12 protein-coding genes and 2 rRNA genes are annotated in these 23,147 nt (G+C 64.5%); 4 read left to right on the plus strand and 10 right to left on the minus strand.

Annotated elements, in window-relative coordinates; genetic code table 11:
* Positions 1-17: 17 nt before the first annotated feature.
* Positions 18-1,814, plus strand: a complete 1,797-nt coding sequence (locus tag HBF26_RS15470; protein WP_167128415.1) for an autotransporter outer membrane beta-barrel domain-containing protein — start codon at positions 18-20, stop codon at positions 1,812-1,814.
* 222 nt (positions 1,815-2,036) lie between these two features.
* Here the strand turns inward: HBF26_RS15470 and HBF26_RS15475 are convergent, their stop codons facing one another.
* The 4 genes from HBF26_RS15475 to HBF26_RS15490 all read right to left on the minus strand — a co-directional run bounded on the left by HBF26_RS15475 (position 2,037) and on the right by HBF26_RS15490 (position 13,374).
* On the minus strand, positions 2,037-2,897 hold the full coding sequence (locus tag HBF26_RS15475) for a DUF1481 domain-containing protein (protein ID WP_167128417.1): 861 nt from the start codon (positions 2,895-2,897) through the stop codon (positions 2,037-2,039).
* 318 nt (positions 2,898-3,215) lie between these two features.
* Positions 3,216-6,260, minus strand: a complete 3,045-nt coding sequence (locus HBF26_RS15480) for a TonB-dependent receptor (protein ID WP_167128418.1) — start codon at positions 6,258-6,260, stop codon at positions 3,216-3,218.
* A gap of 492 nt (positions 6,261-6,752) precedes the next feature.
* Complete coding sequence (locus tag HBF26_RS15485; protein ID WP_167128421.1) at positions 6,753-9,791, minus strand: TonB-dependent receptor; 3,039 nt, start codon at positions 9,789-9,791, stop codon at positions 6,753-6,755.
* Positions 9,792-10,293: 502 nt separating this feature from the next.
* Positions 10,294-13,374: a TonB-dependent receptor gene (locus tag HBF26_RS15490; protein ID WP_167128424.1), complete on the minus strand. Its 3,081-nt coding sequence runs from the start codon at positions 13,372-13,374 to the stop codon at positions 10,294-10,296.
* A 543-nt stretch (positions 13,375-13,917) separates the two neighbouring features.
* On the opposite strand from HBF26_RS15490, the gene HBF26_RS15495 reads away from it, so the two are divergent.
* Positions 13,918-14,520, plus strand: a complete 603-nt coding sequence (locus HBF26_RS15495) for a helix-turn-helix domain-containing protein (protein WP_167128427.1) — start codon at positions 13,918-13,920, stop codon at positions 14,518-14,520.
* Positions 14,521-14,629: 109 nt separating this feature from the next.
* Here HBF26_RS15495 and glyS read toward each other — a convergent pair whose 3' ends face one another.
* Together glyS and glyQ are read right to left on the minus strand one after the other, a co-directional pair.
* Complete coding sequence (gene glyS, locus HBF26_RS15500; protein WP_167128430.1) at positions 14,630-16,774, minus strand: glycine--tRNA ligase subunit beta; 2,145 nt, start codon at positions 16,772-16,774, stop codon at positions 14,630-14,632.
* Positions 16,767-17,678, minus strand: coding sequence for a glycine--tRNA ligase subunit alpha (gene glyQ, locus HBF26_RS15505; RefSeq protein WP_167030320.1), 912 nt, complete (start codon positions 17,676-17,678; stop codon positions 16,767-16,769). The genes glyS and glyQ overlap by 8 nt, the downstream gene beginning before the upstream one ends.
* A 65-nt stretch (positions 17,679-17,743) precedes the next feature.
* On the opposite strand from glyQ, the gene tfpB reads away from it, so the two are divergent.
* Both tfpB and HBF26_RS15515 read left to right on the plus strand, forming a co-directional pair.
* Positions 17,744-19,558 carry a type IV pilus assembly ATPase TfpB gene (gene tfpB, locus HBF26_RS15510; protein WP_167128433.1) on the plus strand — a complete coding sequence of 605 codons (1,815 nt, stop codon included), beginning with the start codon at positions 17,744-17,746 and terminating at the stop codon, positions 19,556-19,558.
* The gene (locus HBF26_RS15515) at positions 19,555-20,292 is read left to right on the plus strand and encodes a glutamine amidotransferase (protein WP_167128436.1); all 738 of its coding nucleotides are present in this window, start codon (positions 19,555-19,557) and stop codon (positions 20,290-20,292) included. Before tfpB ends, HBF26_RS15515 begins: the two co-directional genes overlap by 4 nt.
* Here the strand turns inward: HBF26_RS15515 and HBF26_RS15520 are convergent.
* The 4 genes from HBF26_RS15520 to HBF26_RS15535 form a co-directional block, all read right to left on the minus strand.
* Positions 20,281-20,964 carry a rhomboid family intramembrane serine protease gene (locus tag HBF26_RS15520; RefSeq protein WP_167128438.1) on the minus strand — a complete coding sequence of 228 codons (684 nt, stop codon included), beginning with the start codon at positions 20,962-20,964 and terminating at the stop codon, positions 20,281-20,283. The two genes, HBF26_RS15515 and HBF26_RS15520, sit on opposite strands and share 12 nt — an antisense overlap.
* A gap of 2 nt (positions 20,965-20,966) precedes the next feature.
* Positions 20,967-22,568, minus strand: coding sequence for an ExeA family protein (locus tag HBF26_RS15525; RefSeq protein WP_167128441.1), 1,602 nt, complete (start codon positions 22,566-22,568; stop codon positions 20,967-20,969).
* A 257-nt stretch (positions 22,569-22,825) separates the two neighbouring features.
* A 5S ribosomal RNA gene (rrf, locus tag HBF26_RS15530) occupies positions 22,826-22,940 on the minus strand.
* Positions 22,941-23,055: 115 nt separating this feature from the next.
* Positions 23,056-23,147: ribosomal RNA gene (locus tag HBF26_RS15535) — 23S ribosomal RNA — on the minus strand; the annotation flags it as partial.

Raw genomic sequence — 23,147 nt, forward strand, 5'->3', positions numbered from 1 at the left:
CCACACGGAGTGTCCACATGCGAATTCGTCATCTTGCCGGTGCCATCGGTGCCGCCCTTCTCTTCAGTGCCGGGGCGCACGCCGACGGATACCAGCAGGTCGTCTCCTTCGGCGACAGCCTCAGCGACAACGGCAACGTCGCCCTGCTCTCCGGTTCCCCGGTGGTCACCCGCTTCACCACGAACCCGGGCACGGTCGCCGTCGAGAACATCGCCAGGCATTTCAACCTCACGCTGACCCCGTCCCTCCAGGGCGGCACCGATTACGCCTTCGGCGGCGCGCGCGCAGCGATCGCGAATCCGGTTCCGGCCACGTCCACCCAGGTGCAGCAGTACCTCGCCGCGAATGGCGGCAAGGCCAATCCGAACGCCCTGTACACGATGTGGATCGGCGCCAACGACCTGCTTGCCGCCGTGCAGAACCCCGCCACGGCACAGGTGACGGTCGCGACGGCCGCCACCAACGAAGTCGGTCAGATCAAGGCGCTGCAGGCCGCCGGCGCGAAGACCATCGTCGTCTTCAATCTGCCCGACGTGGGCAAGACGCCCGCCGCCCTGTCGCAGGGCGCCGCCGCCTCGGCCGGCATCACCCAGCTGACCCAGGTCTACAACGGCGTACTCAGCGGCGGCCTCGCCTCGGCCAACCGTGGCATCGTGCCCATCGACACGTATGCGCTGCTCAACGAAGTGATCGCCAGCCCGGGCACCTACGGCTTCACCAACGTCACGGTGCCGGCCTGCACCACGGCCAGCTCGATCACCTGCTCGCCCGCCACGCTACGCGACCCGAATGCCGCCAGCACCTACCTGTTCGCTGACGGCATCCACCCGACCGCCGCGGCGCACGCGCTGCTGGGTCAGTATGCCATCTCGGTGATCACGGCGCCGCAGCAGATCTCGCTGCTCGGCGAAGCGGGCCTGGCGTCCAATGCCGCTCACGTGCGCACGCTGCGCAACCAGATGATGGCCGATAACTTCGGTGCCGACTCGCGCTTCTTCGCGGCGGTGGATTACGGCCAGCAAAAGTTCAAGAACACCGACACGTCACCCAAGACCGACAGCGACAACGTCAACCTGACCCTCGGTGCCGACGCGCGCGTGAGCGACCATGTGTCGGTCGGCGTCGCGCTGGGCGTCGCGCAGTCGAAGGCCGACTTCCAGGGCGGCGGCGGTTACAAGATGCAGGACATCGCCGGCTCGGGCTACGCCTTCTATCACAACGGCGGCGGCTACTTCGGCGGCTTCGCCAGCTTCGGCCAGCTGAGCTTCACCGACATCGACCGTCGCATCGACCTCGGCGCGGCCCGCCGTACCGAAACCGGCAAGACGGACGGCTCGCATGTCGGCGGCGGTCTGAGCGGCGGCTGGTGGTTCGGTAGCGAGACCCTGAAGACCGGTCCGTTCGCGTCGGTTGAATGGGAGCAGCTGCGCGTGTTCGGTTACACCGAACGCAGCAACACCAGCACCGCCATGCGCTTCGACAAGCAGATTCGCAATTCGCGCATCGAGACCGCCGGCTGGCGCCTGCAGGGCGCATGGCAGTCGGGCGACACGCTGCTTCGTCCCTTCGCCGAAGTGGCCTACAACCACGATGGACGCGCGGACGACCGCTACGTCACCGCGGGTCTGACCAACATGGCCGGCCAGTTCAGCGTCCAGGGCTTCTCGCCCGACAAGACCTGGGTCACCGCTGACCTCGGCGTCACCGCCGACTTCAACCGCAGCTGGAGCGGCTGGGTCAGCTATAGCGGCCGCTTCGGCGATGATACGCAGCGATACAACGGTCTGAACCTGGGTGTGAAGCTGGCGTTCTGAAGCATCGAGACTGTGAAGCGAAAACGCCGGCCTCGTGCCGGCGTTTTTTTTTGAACTTCCTGACGGTCAAAGCACGGCTCTCTTCTCGTGCTTCCAAGGAAGCGGAATAGCGTTGGAGCGCTGTCGAGTCGTGCCACCGCCTACCTACCGGATAATCCGCACGGGCCAACGACCATAAAAAAAGCCGGCACATGGCCGGCTTCTTTTGCTAATTAGGCGGCCTTACTTCTTGCCGCCACCCTTCGCGTACATCGCCTCGGCCTGCTTCTTCAGGCTGTTCGCGTCGTCGTCAGACAACACATCGACCTTGCCGCCGGCTTCGTTCTGCTTCAGCACCAGCTCGCCGGCGTCGTTCCAGCCCGCGCGCTCGATCGAGTTCGGCTTGGCGTCCTTGCTCGACTTCTTCTCCTGCACGATGACCCAGGGCTTGCCGTTCTTATAGGCGTAGTTCGTGGAGGTGAAACCCTTGTCGCCGTAATCGACCAGTTCGATGACGAACTGGACGTCGTTGCCCTTCTTGAAGATCTGCCAGCCGCGCGACTCGCCTTCCTTCAGCGCGGTGCCCTGGGTGACCTTCATGCCACCGATGTTCTTCTTGAGGGTGTTGTAACCGGCCAGTTCCTTCTCACCCGGCGTGGCTTCGCCGACGAGCTGGATGGTGACGGCGTTCTTCGCGCCCTTGGTCAGCACCGGCGTCTTCAGCGGCGAGGAGTAGTGGCGCTCGCCGTCCTGCAGCGACACGTCGACGATGTACATGTCGTTCGGGTTGACGTCCGACGCGTTGAAGTCGAGCTGGAACGACTGCGGCATGGTGACCGGCGCGATCGTCTTGCTGGCGAGCGGCTGCGAGCCTTCGGCGGACACGTCGACAAGCTTGAGCTCAAGCTTGGCATCCGGGCTCAACTGGGCGCTGGCGTCGCGCAGGCTGACGGTGCCGGTGACGGCGTTGGCCGGGGCGGCGTTGGCGTTATCGGAGCCCGCCGGGCCCGCGGCCTGCTGGCCGTTGGTGTCGGAACCGCCGCTGCAACCGGCGAGGGCCGCCATGGCGGCCACGGATGCGAGCGACAAGAGAATCCTGCGCATGGTCGAACCTCGTTACGGAACAGAAATGGTCGTGGGTCACGGAAGATACGCATGCGCATGGCGCACCGGCCCTCCGGGGGGGAACGTGTGAGCATACCGGCAAAAGCACGTTTGGAAAAGTCAAGTGACGAACTAGACATGTAACGGATTTCGCGGCTTCTCGGCTAACTGCCAGTCAGACTTGCCGGAAACGCGCAATTGCTTGATCCCCGTGAGGTTTTTCGAAGCGCCAAATAGCAAGACGCCACCCGAGGGTGGCGTCTTGTAGTTCCAGAACCACGCCCTCGCGGGCGTGGCGCTGGCTGCCGACTCCTAGGATCAGAAGTCGTAGGTCACACCGAAACGCACCGAACGCGGGGTCTGGTACGCATAGGCGCTGCGGTAGCGCGGATTCGGAGCGTCCGACACGCCGTAGTACGGGAACTGCTGGGTCTTCTGCTGTTCGTTGAGGAGGTTGAACACCTCGACGCTGAAGGCCAGCTTGTGGTCCGCAAAGGCCGGACGGTATTCCGAGCTGAGCGACACCGTGTGCGTCATCGGCAGGCGGCTACCCGAGCCCGGGGGCGACGGGAGACCATTGCACCAGTGGTAGGACTCGACGCCGTAACCGGCATCTTCCTGATCCGGACCGAAGCCGCCATAGCAGTTGCGCGGCGCGCCCGAAACAATGGCGATGTTGCCCGCGACCATCCATTCCGGCGTGATCTGGTAAGCACCATAAGCCTTGAACGCGTGGGTGTGGTCGTTGGCGAGCTTGCCGTTCGAATAAACCATCAGCGGCGCGTTGTCCCAAGCCTGGGTAACCGACGGGTCGCTGCGGGTACCGGCATCGGTATCCACCTGGCCTTCGCTATTGCCGTAGAGCTTGGAGTAGGTGTAGCTGACGGTACCCCACCAGTTGCCGTCACCCTTCTGGCGAGTCAAGTGCAGCTCGGCGGCATAGTAGTGGCGCTTCAGGTGCGGGAAGCCGAGTTCCTTGTTCGACACCTTGATCGAATCGTAACCGCCGGCGGCGTTACCCACCTGGAAGGTGTTCGCGCGGCCCGGGTTGAACAGGTAGCAGCCCACGGCGTCCCAGTTCTGCGTATCGGTGTCGTAGCCTGCGGCCGTGAAGGCATCCCGCACCCGACCGGTGTCGCAGAAGTCATCGATGGCGTTACCGAGCTTGCGGTAGGTCAGCTTGGCACCGTAGGTCCAGTCCGTACCGAGCGTCTTGTCGAAGCCAGCAATGAACTCATCCTGGTATTCCGCGCTCACACCCTTCGCCGTGACGATCTTCGGGTCAGGCGACTGGCCGTACTCGTTGTTGGCCGAAATCTCGGCGCCCGGGCCGCGGACCGTGTTGAGCGGGGTGAGGCCGGTCGGGTAGCCGGTCGCCGGATCGACGCCGGTGTACGAATAGTACACGCGGGTGTAGTACGAGCCGGAAGCACCACGGATGGCGGGCGCCGCCGGCAGGGCGAGGTAGTAACGGCCGGCATTGGCGTAGACCTTAAAGGTGCTGTCGCCATAGACGTCCCAGCTTGCGCCGAGGCGCGGAGCCCACTGCGGCTTGGTCTGGGTGATATACGCCTGGCCGCTGCCGTTGTAGTTGGTGAACTGGTCGTTGCGCAGGCCGATCGACAGCAGAACGTTGTCGTTCACCTGCCACTTGTCCTCAACGTACTGGGCACGCTGCTTCACGCGAACGCTGGCCGCGGTGATCTGGCGGTACTGCGCGGCGTAGTAAGGCGAGCCAACCGGCGGCGTGACCTGTCCGCCCGCGATCGTCTGACCCTCGGCGACAGTGCCGTATTCCCACGCATAACCAGCGTTGCCGTACATCGACTGGCCGTCGTCGTTGTCCTGAGTCGACTGGTTGTCGATACCGAAGGCCAGCGTGTGGCTGCCGAGGATCCAGTTCAGGTCGACGCGATAGTTCGAACCCTTGCTCTCGTGGCGCGGATCGTCAACCTGGATCAGGTTCTGCGCATTGCCGATGCCACCTGCCACGCCGCCGTTTGCCGCCGGGTTCTGGTTTTCCGGCGTAATGATGCCGATCAGATTCGGATCCGTCGATGCAGGATTGGTATAGAACTGCGTCTTCTGACGACCGTACTGCGCCGTCAACGTGAGATTGTCAGTGATGTAGCTGGTGTACTTGGCCAGCCACATCGTCTGCTTCGTGTTGATCTCGGTGGCCGGATTGCGATACGCGCCACGCGTGGCCGTGTCGTTGTCGTAGCCGTAGATGCTGCCGGAGTAGTTGTCCTTGTAGGACGCGCCGGTCAGTTCGAGCAGGTTGTTGTCGTTGATGTTCCAGTCGATCTTGCCGTACATCTTCGGATCGTCGTAACGGTAATCCGTGACGCGGGTCGTCGCGACCGAGCCAACCGTCTGACCTTCACGGCGCGCGCCTTCGACGGCGACGAACGCGAACAGCTTGTCCTTGATCAGCGGGCCGCCGGCATAGGCCGAAGCGATCGCTTCCCAATCCTTGTTGTCCTGGCGGCGCTGGTAAAGCTCGCCTTCCTCAGGCGAACCCTTGACGTAGCGGATGTTGCGCGGATCGGCCTTCGCCCACTTCGGGGTGAAGAGCAACTGGCCGCCGAAATGGAACTCGTTGGTGCCGCGACGGCCCACGACGTTGATCACGCCACCGGCCGAACGGCCGTACTGGGCACCGTAGCCGCCGGTCAGAATTTCCTGCTGGTCGATCGCGCCATACGGAAGAACGATACCGCCGTAACCGTTGATCGGATCGGTGGTGTTCATGCCGTTGACGTAGTAGGCGTTCTCATTGACCGACGAACCGGCGAACGAAACCAGCGCCTGGCCGGTCGGGCTCTGCAGGCCCGTGCCGGTCGCACCCGGCGTCACGCCCGGAGCGAGCAGCGCGATGGCTTCGGCGCTGCGGCCGAGCGGCAGCTGCTTCAGCTGGGTCTGGGTGATGACGGTGCGCGAGTCGACGGACGAGACGTCGATGGGCGGCAGCGCATTGCCCACCACGGTCACGCCCTCGAGGGTCGAGGCGCTGGCGGCGGAGGCAGGAGCGGTGAACGAAACTTCGGTACCGGCGTTGACACGCAGCTCGACGTTGTCGCGCGAGTCGACGGCCGCGCCACCCTTCATGAGGGTGACCTTGTAGCTGCCCAGCGGCAGATTGTTGAACGTATAGCGACCATTCTCACCGACGGTGGTGGTACGGGTCGTACCGGTGGCGCTGGTGATCTGGACGGTTTCGCCGGGTTCGGCCTGGCCGAACAGGCTGCCGGTGGTGGCCTGGGCATATACGGTGCCGGTGAGGCCCATACCCATCGCGAGCGCAAGCGCCAGCGAGGAACGACGCAGGACGGATGCCTGCCGGATGCTGCGAGAACTCATTGCAAATCTCCCCAGATCAGCCCGAACCGGGCCTGAAAACGAGCAAAGCCGGCCGAAGCCGGAAAAAAGTGGCCTGTTCGGACGCATGTGCGGGGATTGCCTTCGCCCTTTCTCTCTCCCAGAGAGGTGCGTCGCCCCGTTGACCTGCTTCCGATGAAGCCCTGACTCGCTGGTCGAGACTTCCCGCAAGTCCGTGGGGAAGGGGTCGTCCAGAGTCGTCGATGCCGAATCTAGGCGTACGCCGAGGCCTATGTCAACAAATTATTTACATGGGATCGGCGCTTTTTCTTACGTTTTGGTCGGCGATTGCCTCTTGCAACCGCAGGAATTCCGGGGAATTTCGCTTACAACTGAAACAGTTCCGTAAAAAAAGCGCCCCCGGCCGGGAGGCAGGGGGCGATCTGGGGAGGCATGTTGCCTTTGACGCCGGAGCCATCCCTTGCTCCGGCGACCTTCTCTTGTTGTAGATGTTCTTGAAACCCGTTCCGTCTATCAGAAGTCGTAGGTGATACCGACTCGGGCGTAGCGCGGCGTGGTCTGGTAGAGCGGGATGCCGTAACGCGGATTCGGCTTGGCCGTGCTCCCGCGGATCGGATAGATCTGCGTCTGCTCACGGTTGTTGAAGATGTTGAAGACCGTGAGGTTGAAAGCGAGCTTGCTGTCGGCCCACATCGGACGGTATTCGACCGCGCCCGTCACGATGTAGGTCCACGGGTTGTGACCCGCGTCACCCGGAGGCGACGGCTGACCTTCGCACCAGTGGTAGTACGAGCCGTAGCCGAGGTTCGGGTTCGTCTGACCCGGGCCGTAGAAGCCGAGGCAGCTCTTCGGTGCGCCCGAGGAGAGGTTCGCGTTCGCGGAGACCATCCACTCCGGAGCCAACTGGTACGAACCATAGATCTTGAACTGGTGCTTGCGGCTGTTGGCCAGTTCGCCGTTCGAGTACTGCATGACTTCGGCGTAATCCCAGTCGACCGTGGCGGACACGGTGTCCTGACGGATGTCCGAACGCACCTGGCCTTCCGAGTTGCCGTAGCTCTTCGAGTACAGGTAGTCGAAGCGGACCTGGTACTTGCCGTCCCACGCGTGGTCGAGGTACAGATTCAGGCCGTAGTAGTTGCGCTTGCTGTGCGGGAACCCGAAGTCCTCATTGTTCATGTCGACCTTGTAGTAGCCGCCATTGACGTTGGGGATGAGGAAGGTATTCGCGCGACCCGGATTGAACAGGTAGCTGCCCTGGATGTCGCCGATGGTGTCCGGGTCGATACCCAGGCGGTCCATCTTGCGCAGGATCGCGCTGGAGTCGCCCACGTCGTCGATGGCATTGCGCAGCTTGCGCACGGTGGCCTTGGCACCGTAGGTCCACTTGTCGGTCAGCATCGCGTCGAAGCCAAGGATGAATTCATCCTGATACTCGGACTTGATGTTGGTGCCGGCAGCGGTCTTCGGATCACGCGGGATGCCGTACTCACGGTTGGCCGAGATCGGGCCGCCCGTGCTGCTGAAGATCGGGGTGAGACCGGTCGGAGCACCGTTGGCGTCGATACCCGTGTAGGTGAAGTACTCGCGGGTGTAGAGCGACGCACCGGCGGAGCGTAGAGCCACCGAAGCCGGCAGCGCGAGGAAGTAGCGGCCCGCGTTGGCGTAGATCTTCAGGCTGGAATCGCCGTTCACGTCCCAGGTGGCACCGAGGCGCGGCGCCCACTGCGGCTTCTTGAGACGGAGGTACGGTTCGCCGTTCTGGTTGTAGTTGGTGAACTGGTCGTTGCGCAGACCGAGCTTCAGCAACCAGCGGTCGTTCACCTGCCACGAGTCTTCGATGTACTGCGCGCGCTGCGTCGTGCGCACCGACGCCTGGGTGCTGTAGACGTAGCGTGCCACGTAGTAACCCTGACCGCCCGGGGGCGCCACGTATGCAGCGTCGGTCGGCGACGTGCCGATGATCGGCGTGTTCGCATCCGTCTGCCAGTATTCCCACGCATAGCCCGGGCCCGACGTGGTAATACCGTCGTTCTGGTCGGTAACCTTCTGGTTATCGATACCCGCGGTGATCGTGTGATCGCCGATGTGGTAGCTCAGGTCGACGCGCAAGTTGGTATTGGTCGACTTGTGCTTTGGGTCGGCGATCTGCGCGGACGGGTTGGCGTTGGTGATGAAGCCGCCGCCGGTCAGCGCGGTATTCTGTTGGTTGGCCTGCAGAATCGACGGCAGCGTCGAGTCGGCGGTCGCGGTGTAGTACGTGCCCTTCATCTTGCCGTACAGGGCGGTCAGGGTCAGGTCGTCGGTGATGTAGCTAGTGAACTTGGCGCTGTAGACGTCAGCGCCCGACTTGTTCTGCGGCGCACCCGACGTGTCCTTTCCGGTGAAGTCGCCACGCTGGCCGGTGGCATAGTCATAGTCGTAGATCGACGCGTCGTAGTTCTGCTTGTTCGAAGCGCCGGTCAGTTCGAGGATGTTGGAATCGTTGATGTTCCAGTCGATCTTTCCGTAGTACTTCGGATTGCGATAGTTCTGCTTGTACACGAACGGCGAAGCGGAGCTGGTCGTGACCGAACCCTCACGGCGCTCCTGTTCGGCGGCCACGAAGACATACAGCGTGTCCTTGATCAGCGGACCGCCGGCGTAGGCCGAGTACGTGGTGCGCCAGAACTTGTCGTCCCTGTTGCGATCGTAGATCTTTCCGGCGTTCGCACCGATCTGGCTGTAGTAGTTGAACGGGTCGGACTTGGTGCCCTTGGGCTCCCAAAGCACCTGACCGCCGAAGTGCCATTCGTTGCTGCCGCGCTTGCCGACCTGGCTGATCACGCCGCCCGACGAGCGACCGTAGGCCGCGCCGTAGCCGCCGGCGAGGATTTCCTGCTGGTCGATGGCGCCGTACGGCAGCGTGATACCACCGAAACCGCTGAGCGGGTCGGTGGTGTTGAAGCCGTTGATGTAGTACGCGTTCTCGGTGACCGCGCTACCGGCGATGGACACCAGCGGGTTGCCGGTGGGACCGGTGAAGAACGAGCTGCCGGCCACCGCACCCGGCGCCAGCAGGGCGATCGCTTCGGCCGTGCGGGCCAGCGGCAGCTTCGCCAGCTGCTCCGACGTGATGACGGTGCGCGAGTCGACGGAGCTCACGTCGATCGAGGGCAGTGCATTGGCGGAAACGGTCACGCCCTCGAGGCTGGACGCCGAGGCGGCCGAGGCGGCACCGCCGAAACCCACTTCCGTACCCGCGCCCACGCGCAGGGTGACATTGGAGCGGGAGTCGACCGCGGCACCGTCACGATTGAGGGTGACCGTGTACTTGCCGAGCGGCAGTTGGCCGATCGTGTAGCGGCCGTCTTCGCCGACGGTAGCGGTGCGGGTTACGCCCGTGTCGCTGGTGACGGTGACCGTCTGGCCTGCGCCGGCGGGCACCTGGCCGAAGATCGAACCGGTGGTCGCCTGCGCGAACACGGCACCCGACACGGTGCCCAGGCTGATCGCAAGGGCCAGCGCGCTCCGGCGGCCCAGCGAATTGGCGCGGTAATGACGTGAACTCATGAATTGCTCTCCCCGTTAAAAGCCGCTACCGCAGAAAAATGCGGAATCGCGGCAAGCCGAGCCCGCCCCGCAACGCGGGGGGCGGCTCGTAGCCTGGTCTTGGAATCTGTTACTAGAAACAACGGGATCCACAAAACAATCCCGCCCCCGAAACCTCACCATGTAGGTGATTGCCTACAGATATACGCAAGGCGTCATCTTCCCGCAATACGAAAAACTCACAGGTTTTTTACCTGCCGAAGCAATAACTTGCCCGACAATATCACGTTACAAAGGTGTGAATTTTCCGTAATTACGGGCACTTACGTTGTCGTCGAGCCGTGACTTTCGGCCTATATGGGATTTTTGCCTAGGAAAAGTTCTTAGTAGGAATCTGCGCCCCCGCCCGTAAAAAGGCCCTCGACTGGAAAGTCGAGGGCGATCTGGGGAGTTGCTTGTGTCGGCCCCGTACGACGGGGGCCGTACGGGGTTCCTGCTGGTCGCTCTACGGCGGCTTTTCGGATCAGAAGTCGTATCGCGCGGTGAAGCGCACGGTACGCGGATCGGTGTAGTTGAGTTCGCGGTCGTAGAGCGGACTGACCGTGGAGCGGGACTGCGCATAGCGCGGGTTGTACGCCGTGGGAGTCTGCTTGTTGAACACGTTCAGCACGTCCACCTGGAAGGTCAGGTTCTTGTCGAGCCAGGACGGCGTGTACGCTGCATTGAGGTTGACGATATAGGTCCACGGCGTGTTGCCCGCCGAACCGCGCGGGGAACGCTTATACCCGGCGGTTCCCGGAAGGCCGCACCAATAGTAGAACGAGCCGTTGTAGAGACCTGCGTCGGCCGTCGGATAGAAGCTCGTGCAGTTCTTCGGACGGCCCGATGCGATGTTGAGGTTCGCACCGAAACGCCAGTCGTCGTTGAGCTGGTAGTAACCGAATGCCTTGATCTGATGCGTGCGGTTGTTCGGCAGCTTGCCGTTCGCGCCGACCATCAACTGCGGAAGGTCCCAGTCCTGTGTCACCGAAACGTCGGCCTGACCGCCGTTGCCGGTATCGAGATCGGATGCTAGCTGGCCCTCGGTGTTGCCGTAGCTACGCGACCACGTGTAGTCGATGCGGCCGTACCACTTGTCGGAGAACGGATGCTCCAGGTACAGATCGAGGGCGTAGTACTTGCGCTTGAGATCTGGCAGCTGCAGCGCGTCCTTCGAATAATGCACGGCGACGAAGGAGCCGTCATCCTGCTGCTGAAGGAACGTGTTGCCGGTACCCGGGTTGAACAGGAAGCAGGCGCCGCCGAGTGCCGGGGTGCAGGTGTCGTCGATGGCGCTGCGCAGCTGGCGCCAGGTGAGCTTCACACCCCAATTGAGGGACGGCGTGAGCGCCTGGTCGAGGCCCGCGATGTACTCGTCCTGATAGTGCGACTTCAGGCCCTTCGCCGCGACCGTGCGGGGATCCGGCGCAATGCCGCATTCCAGGTTCGCGGAGACCGCGTTCGATCCGTTACACGTATAGCCCGCGCCCTGGTCGACCGGCACGGACACCAGTCCCGTGGGAGCACCCGTCGTGGGATCGACACCGGTGTAGCTGAAGTATTCCGACGTACCCAGCGAACCGGACGCTGCGCGAACCGCCACGTTGTTCGGCATCGCGAGGTGGTAGCGGCCCGCGTTGGCATAGATCTTCAGCGTCGAGTCGCCATTGACGTCCCACGACACGCCGAGGCGCGGCGCGAGCTGATGACGCTGCTTGGCGTAGACCTCGTTGTTGCCGTTGTAGTTCTTGAACTGTTCGTTGCGCAGGCCGGCGTAGATCATCCAGCGATCGGTGAGCTGCCAATGGTCGTCGATGTACTGCGACTCCTGGACCGTCTTCACCTTCGCTGAGGTGGTCGTGTAAGTGCGAGTGACGTAGTAGCCCTGCGTACCGAGCCCGCCCGCGGCGGCCGGCGAACCCACGCCGTGGCCGGCGTCGATCGCCTGCCCCGGGTTGTTCTGGTAGTTGTAGGTCCAGCTATAGCCACCCGGCAACGATGTGCCGGTGAACGACTTCGCTTCCTGACGATCCGCACCGAAGCGGATGTCGTGGTCGCCCAGGCGGTACTCCAGGTCGAGACGCCAGCCGTTGGTTTCGTCGTTGGCGCCCGGCACGCGGACAGAGGTAGAGGTGGTCTGGCAACCGCCGTAGGCGAGGCCTGGCGCACGAGCCTGCGCCGTGGCGATGTTGATCAACGGGCAGTTGGGGTTGTACTGGTAGGGCAACTGGATGTGATCCAGCCGCTGCTGGCCATACAGCGCCGACACGGTGAAGTTGTCGGTGATGTAGCCCGTGTACTTGCCGACGTACAGGTCGCCGCCGTCCTTGGTATAGACACCACCGTTCTGCGTCTGCCCGTGACCGAGAGCCGCATAGCTGAAGCCGTAGGTCTTGGAGGTGTATTCGGTTTTGTCGGACGCGCCGGTCAGCTCGAGGTGATGATCGTCGGTAATATTCCAGTCGATTTTCGCCAACCAGCGCGGAATCTTGTACTGGTATTCGTTCCAGCCATTCCGGCCTACCGTGGCGGAGGTGATCGCACCCGCCGTGGTGCTGGTGGCGATACCCTGGCCCTCGCGACGGTTCATTTCGGCGTCGACGTAGAAGAACAGCTTGTCCTTGATCAGCGGGCCGCTCGCGTACGCGCCGATGGTCGACCGCCAGTACGCGTTCTTCTTCGTGTACTGGTAGACCGTGCCGTCGGTGGTCGGGTAAAAGCCCGTATCGGGATAGTTGTTGTTGCGCGGCGATGCACGCGTGCCGGAGGGCTCCCAGATCGTGTACACGCCACCGTGCCACTCGTTGGTACCGCGCTTGGTCACGATGTTGATGACACCGCCCGTGGAGCGGCCGAATTCGGCGCCGTAACCGCCCGTGAGCACCTGCTGCTGATCGATCGCGTCGAATGGCAGCTGGGTGAGACCAATCGATGTCAGCGGGTTCGTTACGGCATAGCCATTGATGAAGTACGCGTTCTCCGACGATGCGGAGCCACCGAAGCTGGGAACCGGATTACCCAATGCATCCTTGTAGCTGGAGTTGCCGATGACACCCGGCGCGAGCAGGGCGGCCGCCAGGACGTCGCGGGTGATCGGCAGCTTGTTGAGCTGCTCGGCAGTGATCACGGTGCGCGTGTCCACGGACGAGACGTCGATCGACGGCATGGCCGACGCCGTCACGGACACACCTTCCAGCGTGCTGGCCTCCGATGCGGACGACGCCGAACCGAACGACACTTCCGAACCGCCGGAGATCGTCACGGAAACATTGTCGCGCGTGGTTACGACGGCGCCATTGTTTTCTAGCGTGACCTTGTAGTTGCCCGGGGGCAGCGAGCTGAAGCGGTAGCGGCCATTCGCGTCCACCGACACGGAGCGCGCGAAACCGGTCTCGGGGTTGGAAATGGTGACCGTAGTCCCCTGCTGCGGGGCCACTTGCCCGAAGATGGATCCGGTGACGTTCGACTGCGCCATCACGGCGCCGGAGGCAGTGCCCAGGCCAATCGCCATGGCCAACGCCGTGCGCCGTCCCAGCGCTCCCGCGCGGTTGTTAAACAAGTTCATTCAATGGCTCCCCTGGAGTATCCGAAGTCGTATGTTGTTGCGATGCAGTGGCAAGCCGCCGCCGTCCTGGCCGTGTCGGGCCAGGGTCGTAAAGGCTCTTGATTTCCCCTGTCATGACGGTGACTTGCGTCATCCCACCGCATCATCCCCCACAGCGCATGACTCGCTGTGCGTTCACATATACGTAAGAGATTGCGCGACTGCAACACGCATTTTTCACATCCTCGCCATCCGAGCATCCCGGTGATGGCGCGGGCATGCGCGGCCCGCACAAAAAAGGTCGATGACACCGGTATTTACGGCGGCCCGAAGCGTGACTTTCGGCAGGGGTCCGAATTCGACCTAGGAAACATTCCTAAACAAAAACGTTGGATTACAGGCATTTCCGGCCTCTTCAAGCGGGCCGTCGGACCGAAAAGGGGTCTCCGAAACTTCTCAGCCGAAAGACTTTCGAAGGGAAACACGTGTACACCGAACGTCAGGCTCGCGCGTTGGAGCGCGAAAGCCGGGGGGCGGCCTTCTGAATAACGAGGTTTCAATCGCATGAACGACAATTCACGGGGATCCATCCTGGCCGACGCCACCAGCGCAGGCCTGGACGCCACCGGTCGCGCCGAGACCTCGGTCGCGCCTTCCTCGTTCGCCAGTCGCGTCCGCGCTGTCATCAAGATGTCGGGGAGCGTCAGCGAGATCGCTCGCCGCTGCGGCTTCTCCGAAGGTGTAGTGCGCAGCTGGCGCGACGGCAATACCGATCCTTCCCGCGGCCGCTGCGTCACGATGGCGAAGACGCTGGGCCTTTCCCTGGTCTGGCTGGCCGCTGGCGAAGGTCCGATGATGCTCGACGGCTCCAGCGAAGACCCGACATCGAGGAACGGCCGAACCAGCGAGACCACGGGTGGCCGCGAAGCGGCGGCCGATCGGAGCACGGCGCTGGACCCGAACCGGCTCGCGGCGGCGATGAAGCTGCTGCAGTCCGATATCGAAATGACGGGCAGCCGGTTCTCGCCGGTGCGCCATGCCGACCTTGTCGCGGAGATGTATTCGATCCTCGCCCGCTCTGGCGAGGCCGACTACGCGGACCGCATGGTAGCCTTCCGCCGCACCCTCGTGTCGCGGATCCAGGACGACCAGGGCGTGGCGGCCTGATTCCCTGCACTCCCAAGTGGGAGCCGCCATGGCGGCGAAAAGCCAACGGAGCCATGAAGCGGCGAGGGTGGACGAGCCCCCTTCGCCGCTATAGCGGCTCCTGCATCCCTTAAAGCCGGGAAATGTCGGCTATCGCGCCGAAGCTGGCCTTCAGCTGCGCCAGCAGCGCGAGGCGGTTGGCGCGCACCGCGGGATTCTCGGCGTTGACGAGCACGTCGTCGAAGAAGCGGTCTACGGGCGCTTGCAGCGCCGACAGGCGCGCCAGGGCCCCCGTGTAGTCTCCCCGTCCCAGCAGCACGTGCGTGTCCGCGCGCGCCGCGTCGAGCGCGGCATGCAGGTCGCGCTCCGCGTCCAGTTCGAAATGAGCGGGATCGACGCGGCCTTCGACGGGCGTGGCGCCGGCTTCCTCGGCCTGCTTGCGCAGGATGTTCGCCACGCGCTTGTTCGCGGCGGCCAGGCTGGCGGCTTCGGCGCGCCGCGCGAACTCGGCCACGGCGCGCAGGCGACGATCGAAGTCCGGAAGCGTCGCGGGTGCCACGGCGAGCACGGACTCGAACTGATCGGCCGAATATCCCTGGTCGGCGTAATAACCGCGCAGGCGCTCCAGGACGAACGCGTGCACTTCGTCGCCCAGCGCGCTGCGGCGCGCGCCAATGTCGACCTGCGGCGCCTTGCCGTCCTTTCCGGGCTTCACGCCGGCGACCAGGGCGGCTTCCGGCACGAGCTCGAACGCTTCGGAAAGCGCGGCGCGCAGGTCGATGTCCAGGCCGCCTTCGATAAGCGTACGGGCAAGGCCGAGAGCGGCGCGACGCAGCGCGAAGGGGTCCTTGTTGCCGCTGGGCTTCAGGCCCACGGCAAAGATGCCGGCCAGCGTATCCAGGCGCTCGGCCACCGCCAGAACCCTTCCCACGGCGCCGCCGGCGATGGCGTCGCCGCCGAAACGCGGCTGGTAGAAGCTGTCGAGCGCATCGGCCACGTCGGCGGGTATGCCCTGCCGCGTGGCGTAATAGCGACCCATCACGCCCTGCAGTTCAGGGAATTCGCCGACCATGCGGGTGAGCAGGTCGCACTTGGCGAGGGCGGCCGCGTGCGTCGCCTGGGCGGCGTCCACGCCCACGCGATTGGCGATTACCCGTGCCAGCTCGGCCACGCGCACCGTCTTGTCCCACAGGCTGCCCAGCGACTGCTGATACGTGACCGCCTTGAGCCCTTCCTGGTAGTCGGCCAGAGGCGTCTTCAGATCCTCGTCCCAGAAGAACTTCGCATCGGCGAAGCGCGGACGGATGACACGCTCGTAACCCTTGCGGATTTCTGCCGGGTCGCGGCTTTCGATATTGGCAACGCCGATGAAGTGCTCGGTAAGCCGGCCTTCGGCGTCGAACACGGGCACGAACTTCTGGTTCGTCTCCATCGTGGTGACCAGCGCTTCCGGTGGCACGTCGAGGAATTCGCGCTCGAACGTGCAGGCGATCGCAACTGGCCACTCGGTGAGGTTGGCGATCTCGTCGAGCAGGCCGTCGGACAGCCGCGGCGTACCGCCCGTGGCCACGCGGGCGACTTCCTCGCGGATCCGCTGCCGGCGCGCCGCGGGATCGGCGATCACGTGCGCCTGTCGCAGGGCGTCGAGCCAGCTGTCGGCATCGGCGACATGCACGGGCTTCGGATGGTGGAAGCGATGGCCGATGGTGAGGCGGCCGCTCTTCAGGCCAAGCACTTCGCCGTCGACGATATCCGAACCATGCAGCATCAGCAGGCTGTGCACGGGACGGACGAACATGTCGTCGCGGTCGCCCCAGCGCATCGCCTTCGGAATCGGCAGCCCTTTGAGGGCCTCGGCCACGATCTCCGGCAGCAGCGCGGCGGTGGGCTGGCCGGGTTTCACCGCCCGGAACACGAACCACGCACCCTTGTCGGTCTCGAGCTTTTCGAGCGCCGTCACGTCGACGCCGCAGGATTGCGCGAACCCGATCAGCGCCTTGGCGGGTTGTCCGTCCTCGCCGACGCCGGCGGATACCGCGGGACCGCGGCGCTCGATGGTCTGCTCAGGCTGGGCCACCGCCACATCCTGGATATGCACTGCCAGACGCCGCGGGGACGCGTAGGTTTTTGCCGAGGCATAGTCCGCCGCGATGCCGCGTTTCTCCAGGCCTTCAACGACTCCGCGCGCGAATGCGCCGGCTAGATCGTCGAGCGCCTTGGGCGGCAGCTCCTCGGTGCCCAGTTCGATGATCAGTGGCAATCGCTTGTCAGCCATGGACGGCCTCCTTGTCTTTCTTCAGGCCGGGAAAACCGAGTTTCTCGCGCTGTGCCACATAGGCCTCCGCGACACTACGGGCCAGCGTGCGCACACGCAGGATGTAGCGCTGGCGCTCCGTGACGCTGATGGCGCGCCGCGCGTCGAGCAGGTTGAACGCATGGCTCGCCTTGCACACCTGCTCGTACGCCGGCAACGGCAGGCCCGCGGCGATCAGTTTCCCGGCCTCGCCTTCGCAGACGTCGAACCAGTGGAACAGCTCGGCCACGTTGGCGTGCTCGAAGTTGTAGGTGCTCTGCTCCACCTCGTTCTGGTGGAAGACGTCGCCGTAGGTCACCACGCCGTGCGGCGCGTGCGTCCAGACGATGTCGTAGATGCTGTCCACGTTCTGCAGGTACATCACCAGGCGCTCGAGGCCGTAGGTGATCTCGCCTGTGACGGGACGGCATTCAAGGCCGCCGGCCTGCTGGAAATAGGTGAACTGGGTGACCTCCATGCCGTTCAGCCAGACCTCCCAGCCCAGTCCCCAGGCACCCAGCGTGGGCGACTCCCAGTTGTCTTCGACGAAGCGCAGGTCGTGCACCAGAGGGTCGATACCCAGCGCCTTGAGCGAACCGATGTACCGCTCGAGGATATCGTCCGGGTTCGGTTTCAGCACCACCTGGTACTGGTAGTAGTGCTGCAGGCGGTTGGGGTTGTCGCCGTAGCGACCATCCGTAGGCCTCCGGCAGGGCTGCACGTAGGCGGCCGCCCAGGGTTCCGGCCCGAGGGAGCGGAGGAAAGTGGCCGGGTGGAACGTACCCGCGCCGACTTCGGTATCGAGCGGCTGGACCAGCACGCACCCCTGCTCCGCCCAGTAGCGGTTCAGGGTCTGGATCACGTCTTGGAAGGTGGGCGCGGACATGGTTCCCGGGTCCTTGAGAAAGCGGGCTAGTATAGCGGCGTGGCATCAACACAGGGTCGCAGCAGATGGCAGTGAATCCGCAACCCGGCGCGCTCCTCGGGCGCCGCGGACGGCTGGAACTCGACGAGGTGCTCGCCTCGCTCGTGGTGGACGGCTATCTCGCGGGCGAAGACGCGAAGCGCGTACGCATGGGGTCGCGGAGCGGCAAATCGGCCATCGAACTGCACCCCATGGTGCTGGTGGCCAACGCCAAGCTGGAGAACCGCCGCGATCCCGGCCGCCCCCTGAGCCTGGAAACCCTGATGGAGTGGCTGGCCGGCAAGGCTGGCCTGCCCTACCTAAAGATCGACCCGATGAAGGTCAACGTGGCCCAGGCCACGCAGGCGGTCAGCAGCGCCTATGCCCAGCGCCACCGCATCCTGCCCGTGGCCGCCTCGCCGATGGAAGTCACCTTCGCGACGGCGGAGCCTTTCGATACGGGCTGGGCGAACGACCTCGCCCACATGCTCCGCCGCGACGTGCGCCGCGTGGTGTCGAATCCGATCGACATCAACCGTTACCTGCTCGAGTTCTATGGCGTGCAGCGTTCCATCCAGCTGGCCCAGGACGCGAAGGGCAGCGAGCCGTCGAAGATCATCAACTTCGAACAGCTCGTCGAGCTCGGAAAGACAGGCGAAGTGGGTGCGGACGACCGGCACGTCGTGCACATCGTCGACTGGCTCCTGCAGTATGCGTTCGAGCAACGCGCATCGGATATCCACCTCGAACCCCGCCGCGACGCCGGGCAGATGCGTTTTCGCATCGACGGCGTGATGCAGAAAGTGTTCGAACTGCCGCCGCCGGTGATGACTGCAGTGACGGCACGCGTGAAGATCCTCTCGCGCATGGACGTCGCCGAGAAGCGACGACCGCAGGACGGCCGCATCAAGACGCGCTCGGCCGGCGGGCGCGAGGTGGAGCTTCGCATTTCCACCATGCCGACGGCCTTCGGCGAGAAGGTGGTCATGCGCATCTTCGACCCCGACCTCGTCATGAAGGATTTCGCCCAGCTCGGGTTCTCCGCCGAGGAAGACCGTATCTGGCGCGGCATGGTGGAGCGTCCGCATGGCATCGTGCTGGTCACCGGTCCCACGGGTTCGGGAAAGACCACCACGCTCTACTCCACGCTGAAGCACCTGGCGCGCCCGGAACTGAACGTCTGCACCGTCGAAGACCCGATCGAAATGGTGTCGGCCGACCTCAATCAGATGCAGGTGCAGCCGTCCATCGACCTGGACTTCGCGGCGGGGGTGCGCACCCTGCTGCGCCAGGATCCGGACATCATCATGATCGGCGAGATCCGCGACCTGGAAACCGCGCAGATGGCGGTGCAGGCGTCGCTGACGGGACACCTCGTGCTGTCCACGCTGCACACGAACGATTCGCCCAGCGCCGTCACCCGTCTGCTCGACCTCGGCGTGCCGCATTACCTCATCCAGTCCACGCTCGCTGGCGTGGTCGCGCAACGCCTCGTGCGTACGCTCTGCCCGCACTGCAAGACAACGTCGGAACAGGATCCGGACGAGTGGCGCGTGCTCACCCACGGATGGAACATTCCGCTGCCCGAGCAGGTGTTCACGCCAGTGGGATGCCTCGAATGCCGGAAGACCGGTTTCCTCGGCCGCACCGGCGTCTACGAGATGATGCCGATGTCGAGCCGCCTCCGTTCGCTGATCTCGGCCCAGCTCGACCTCGGCCGATTCGGCGGCGAGGCCCTGCGGGAAGGCATGAAGCCCCTGCGCATTTCGGCGGCGATGCAGGTCGCTGCCGGCCTCACCACCGTCAGCGAGGTGCTCAACGTGCTTCCGCCGACCGATATCGACGAAAGCACCGCACCATGAAGCCCGTTCTCATCATCCGTACCGGCCGCGCGCCGGACACCATCAGCCAGCGCCACGGGGACTTCCCCCGTTGGTTCCGCCTGGGGTTGCGCCTGCGCGAGACACGACTCCAGGTCGTTGACGTGGAACACGGCGACAGCCTTCCGGATCCGGACGATTGCGCCGGAGCGGTCATTACCGGCTCCGCGTCGATGGTGACCGAGAAACTGCCGTGGAGCGAGCGCACCGCCGGATGGATCCGAAACGCCATGGATATCGACCTGCCCATGCTCGGCGTCTGCTATGGCCACCAGTTGATGTCGCACGCGCTCGGCGGCCGGGTGGATTACCTGCCTGGGGGGCGCGAGATGGGCACCTTGCGTATCGACACGCATCCCGAAGCAACCGGGGACGCGCTGGGCGCGACGTTGCCCGCATCGTTCCATGCGCACGCAACGCACGAGCAGAGTGTGCTGGAACTGCCTCCGGGCGCGGTGACGCTGGCGCGGTCCGCGCGCGATCCGCACCACCTGGTGCGCTACGGCGGGCACGCCGTGAGCACGCAGTTCCATCCGGAATTCTCCGCCGGGGTGATGCGCGCCTACATCCAGCGTAAGCGCGATGCGCTGGGCCGGGAGGGCCACTCTCCGGACGCGCTGTTGGCGGAGGTCGTGCCGACGCCGCATGCGACTCGACTGCTGCGCGGCTTCGTGCGCGAACACCTGACGGCGCCGCGCGAGTTGTCAGCCGCGTAAGCGGCGCGCAATCGCTCCCCGCGAAAACAGCGCGAACACAATACCGAAGAGGAAGCCGCCGATGTGGGTCCACCACACCACGGCACCGTAGCTCGCGCCCGCATAACTGAAGAGCAGCTGCACGAGCGCCCAGATGCCGATGAGCACGAATGCCGGCACGCGCACGAATTCGAGATAAAGGCCGAGCGGCAGTACCAGGCCCAGCTTCGCGCGAGGGAAGAGCGTGACATAGGTGCCGACCACCGCCGACACGGCACCGCTGCAGCCGATGATCGCCACTTTCGCACCGGTGAGGGAAATCGCGCCGATGAGGTTGGCCACCACGCCACCCAGCAGGAACAGCAGCAGGAAGCGGGGCGAGCCCAGGCTCCGTTCCGCCGGCAGGCTGAAGATCACGAGGAAGAGGAGGTTACTCAGCAGGTGCAGCCACCCCGCATGGATAAAGGTGGCGGTGAACAGGCGCAGCAGCGCCGGATCGCTCACCTGTTGCCATAACGGCAGGCCGGTTCCGAACAGGTGTGCGGGCACGGTGCCCCAGTGCAGCATGATCGACTTGCGCTCGGCGGGGCTGGTGAGCGCAAGGGCGACGAAGCACACCACGCATACGATCACCACGAGCATCGTCGCCCAGCACAGCCGGGAGCGCCGGCGGGTATCGACCTGGACGAACATGCTCAGGGAACGCCGCGCGCGAGATGCGGGCCGTCGGCTTCCAGTGACGACAGCGCGAACATGGTCTCCGGCCCCACCACGCCATCGGCGGCGATGCCGAAGCGTTGCTGCAGGGCGCGCACGCGCGTCTCGACCGAACCGTCGAAGGTGGCCGGTTGTGCCGCCGCACCGCCGACCGGCGGCGGCAGACGGGCAAGGATCCATGCGAGGCCTTCGCCCCTGTCCCCGCGCGAAAGCTTGGCGGGCATGGCGGGATCCACTCGGAAAACGGCGTAGAACCGGCCATTCCACACGTGCTGGAAGGCGTCGCGGGTAAGTTCCACGTATTTGCCGCCGAGGTACAGGCGCACGTTCTCGTCGCCAGCGCCGACCAGGAGCACCTGCTGCTTCGCATTCGCGTCGTCGAGTTCGAGCACCAACGGCCGATCGAAGCGGCGGAGTTGGTCGAGCGAACCGCGGCCGCTGACACAGGCGAAGCCCGCGAAAATGGTGGCGTCGCAGTTGATCGCGTTCGCGACCGAGGTTTCCTTCGACGTCACCTGCCAGCGAGCCAGCAGTTCGCCCCATACGCGCACCTTGCCGACCTCGGGGTCCGGCAGGGCGTCGTGAAACTTGGCCAGCGCCTGTTCGGGGCTGACGGTGACGAGATTCTTGGGGCGAGAGGGACTATGGCCGGTCAGGAACCAGGTGATGGCTCCGCCGACGAAGAGGATGGCGATCATGGCGCCGATGGCGAGAATCGGCCGGCGGAACCGCCGCAGCCAGTAGCGCGCATGTTGCGGCAGCGCCTCGCGAACCACGAAACCGAGCGCGCGCTCCCCGATGGACTTTTCGCCCCGCTCCGCGGCGCGCTCCAGTGCGCGGTGGGCCAGCGTATTGAGGCGTCGGGGATTGCCCTTGCCGTCGTCGCGCAGACTGCGCAGGCCCAGCCGGCTGAACGGCATCTGCGCCGTACCCGCTACGTGCAGGCGGTGGCGCACGTAGCGCTCGCTCTCCTCGGCGTTGAGGGGGGCGAGGGGCAAACGGCTGCGAATGCGGGCAGCCAGGGCCGGCGCGCCCGTATTGGCAAGGCGCTCGCTCAACGAGGGCTCGCCGGTCAGCACGATGTGGAACGGCGCACCCGCCTTTTCGCACGCGACGAAGAGACGATTGACGATGGCGAGATCAGCGTCGGACAAGGTCTCCGCGTCGTCCAGTATCCAGAGGAAGCGATGGCTCACGTGATGGGTCAGCCGCCCGAGGCCCGCGGCGAGTCCGTCGACCAGGTGGTCCTCGGTGTTTGCGTCGGCGCTCAGCGGGAGGGGCAGGCCAAAGCCGGCATAGAGGCTGCGCAGCCACGCCACGGTCTCCAGCGCGTAGTCGCCGGCACCCTGCCGCACCGCGCGCACCCCGTGCGTTGCGGCATCTGCCTCGATGAGCATGCAGAGCAGCGTCTTTCCGATCCCCCGCTCGCCCGTGACCAGCGTGACGCTGGAGGACGTGGCGCCGACTTCGTATTCGACGTGCGCCAGGATCTCCCGTTCCCGCGGAAACAGACACGCGAAACGCGGATCCGGTGCGTCGCCAAAGGGCGGTTCGCGAAGTCCGAAAGTCTGAAGATACATGGGCCTACTGTAGCCGATCGGCCGGAAGCGGGTGCGCCGGGAGGCGAAAACCCGATAAGAAAAAACCGGACATGGCATGAGACAGGGCGTCATGCCGCAGTCGCGCTATGTGTAACGCGCTTTGTGTGGGAGCCGCTTCAGCGGCGATGGGTGCTGGCCGCAAGGTGGCCCGCTGCCGCGGGATCGCCGGCAAAGCCGGCTCACACAGGCAAAGAAAAAACCCGGCCTCATTCGAGACCGGGTTTTTAGGATAAAGCCCCTGGCGGTGACCTACTCTTGCATGGCTTGAGCCACACTACCATCGGCGCATGCGCGTTTCACTTCTGAGTTCGGGATGGGATCAGGTGGGACCACGCCGCTATAGCCGCCAGGGAAGGGGTGGGAGCAGCGCATGAGCGCCGGCTCCACAGAGGGTGTAAACGAGTGACAAGCGTCCGGGGGTAACCGGAAGACATTGTGTTAAGACGGTGAAGCGTCTTGGGGTTATATGGTCAAGCCTCACGGCTCATTAGTACGCGTAAGCTCAATGCATTGCTGCACTTCCACACCGCGCCTATCAACCACCTAGTCTTGATGGTG

Origin of the sequence: Luteibacter jiangsuensis (assembly GCF_011742555.1) — a bacterium.
GTDB classification, from domain to species: Bacteria; Pseudomonadota; Gammaproteobacteria; order Xanthomonadales; family Rhodanobacteraceae; genus Luteibacter; species Luteibacter jiangsuensis.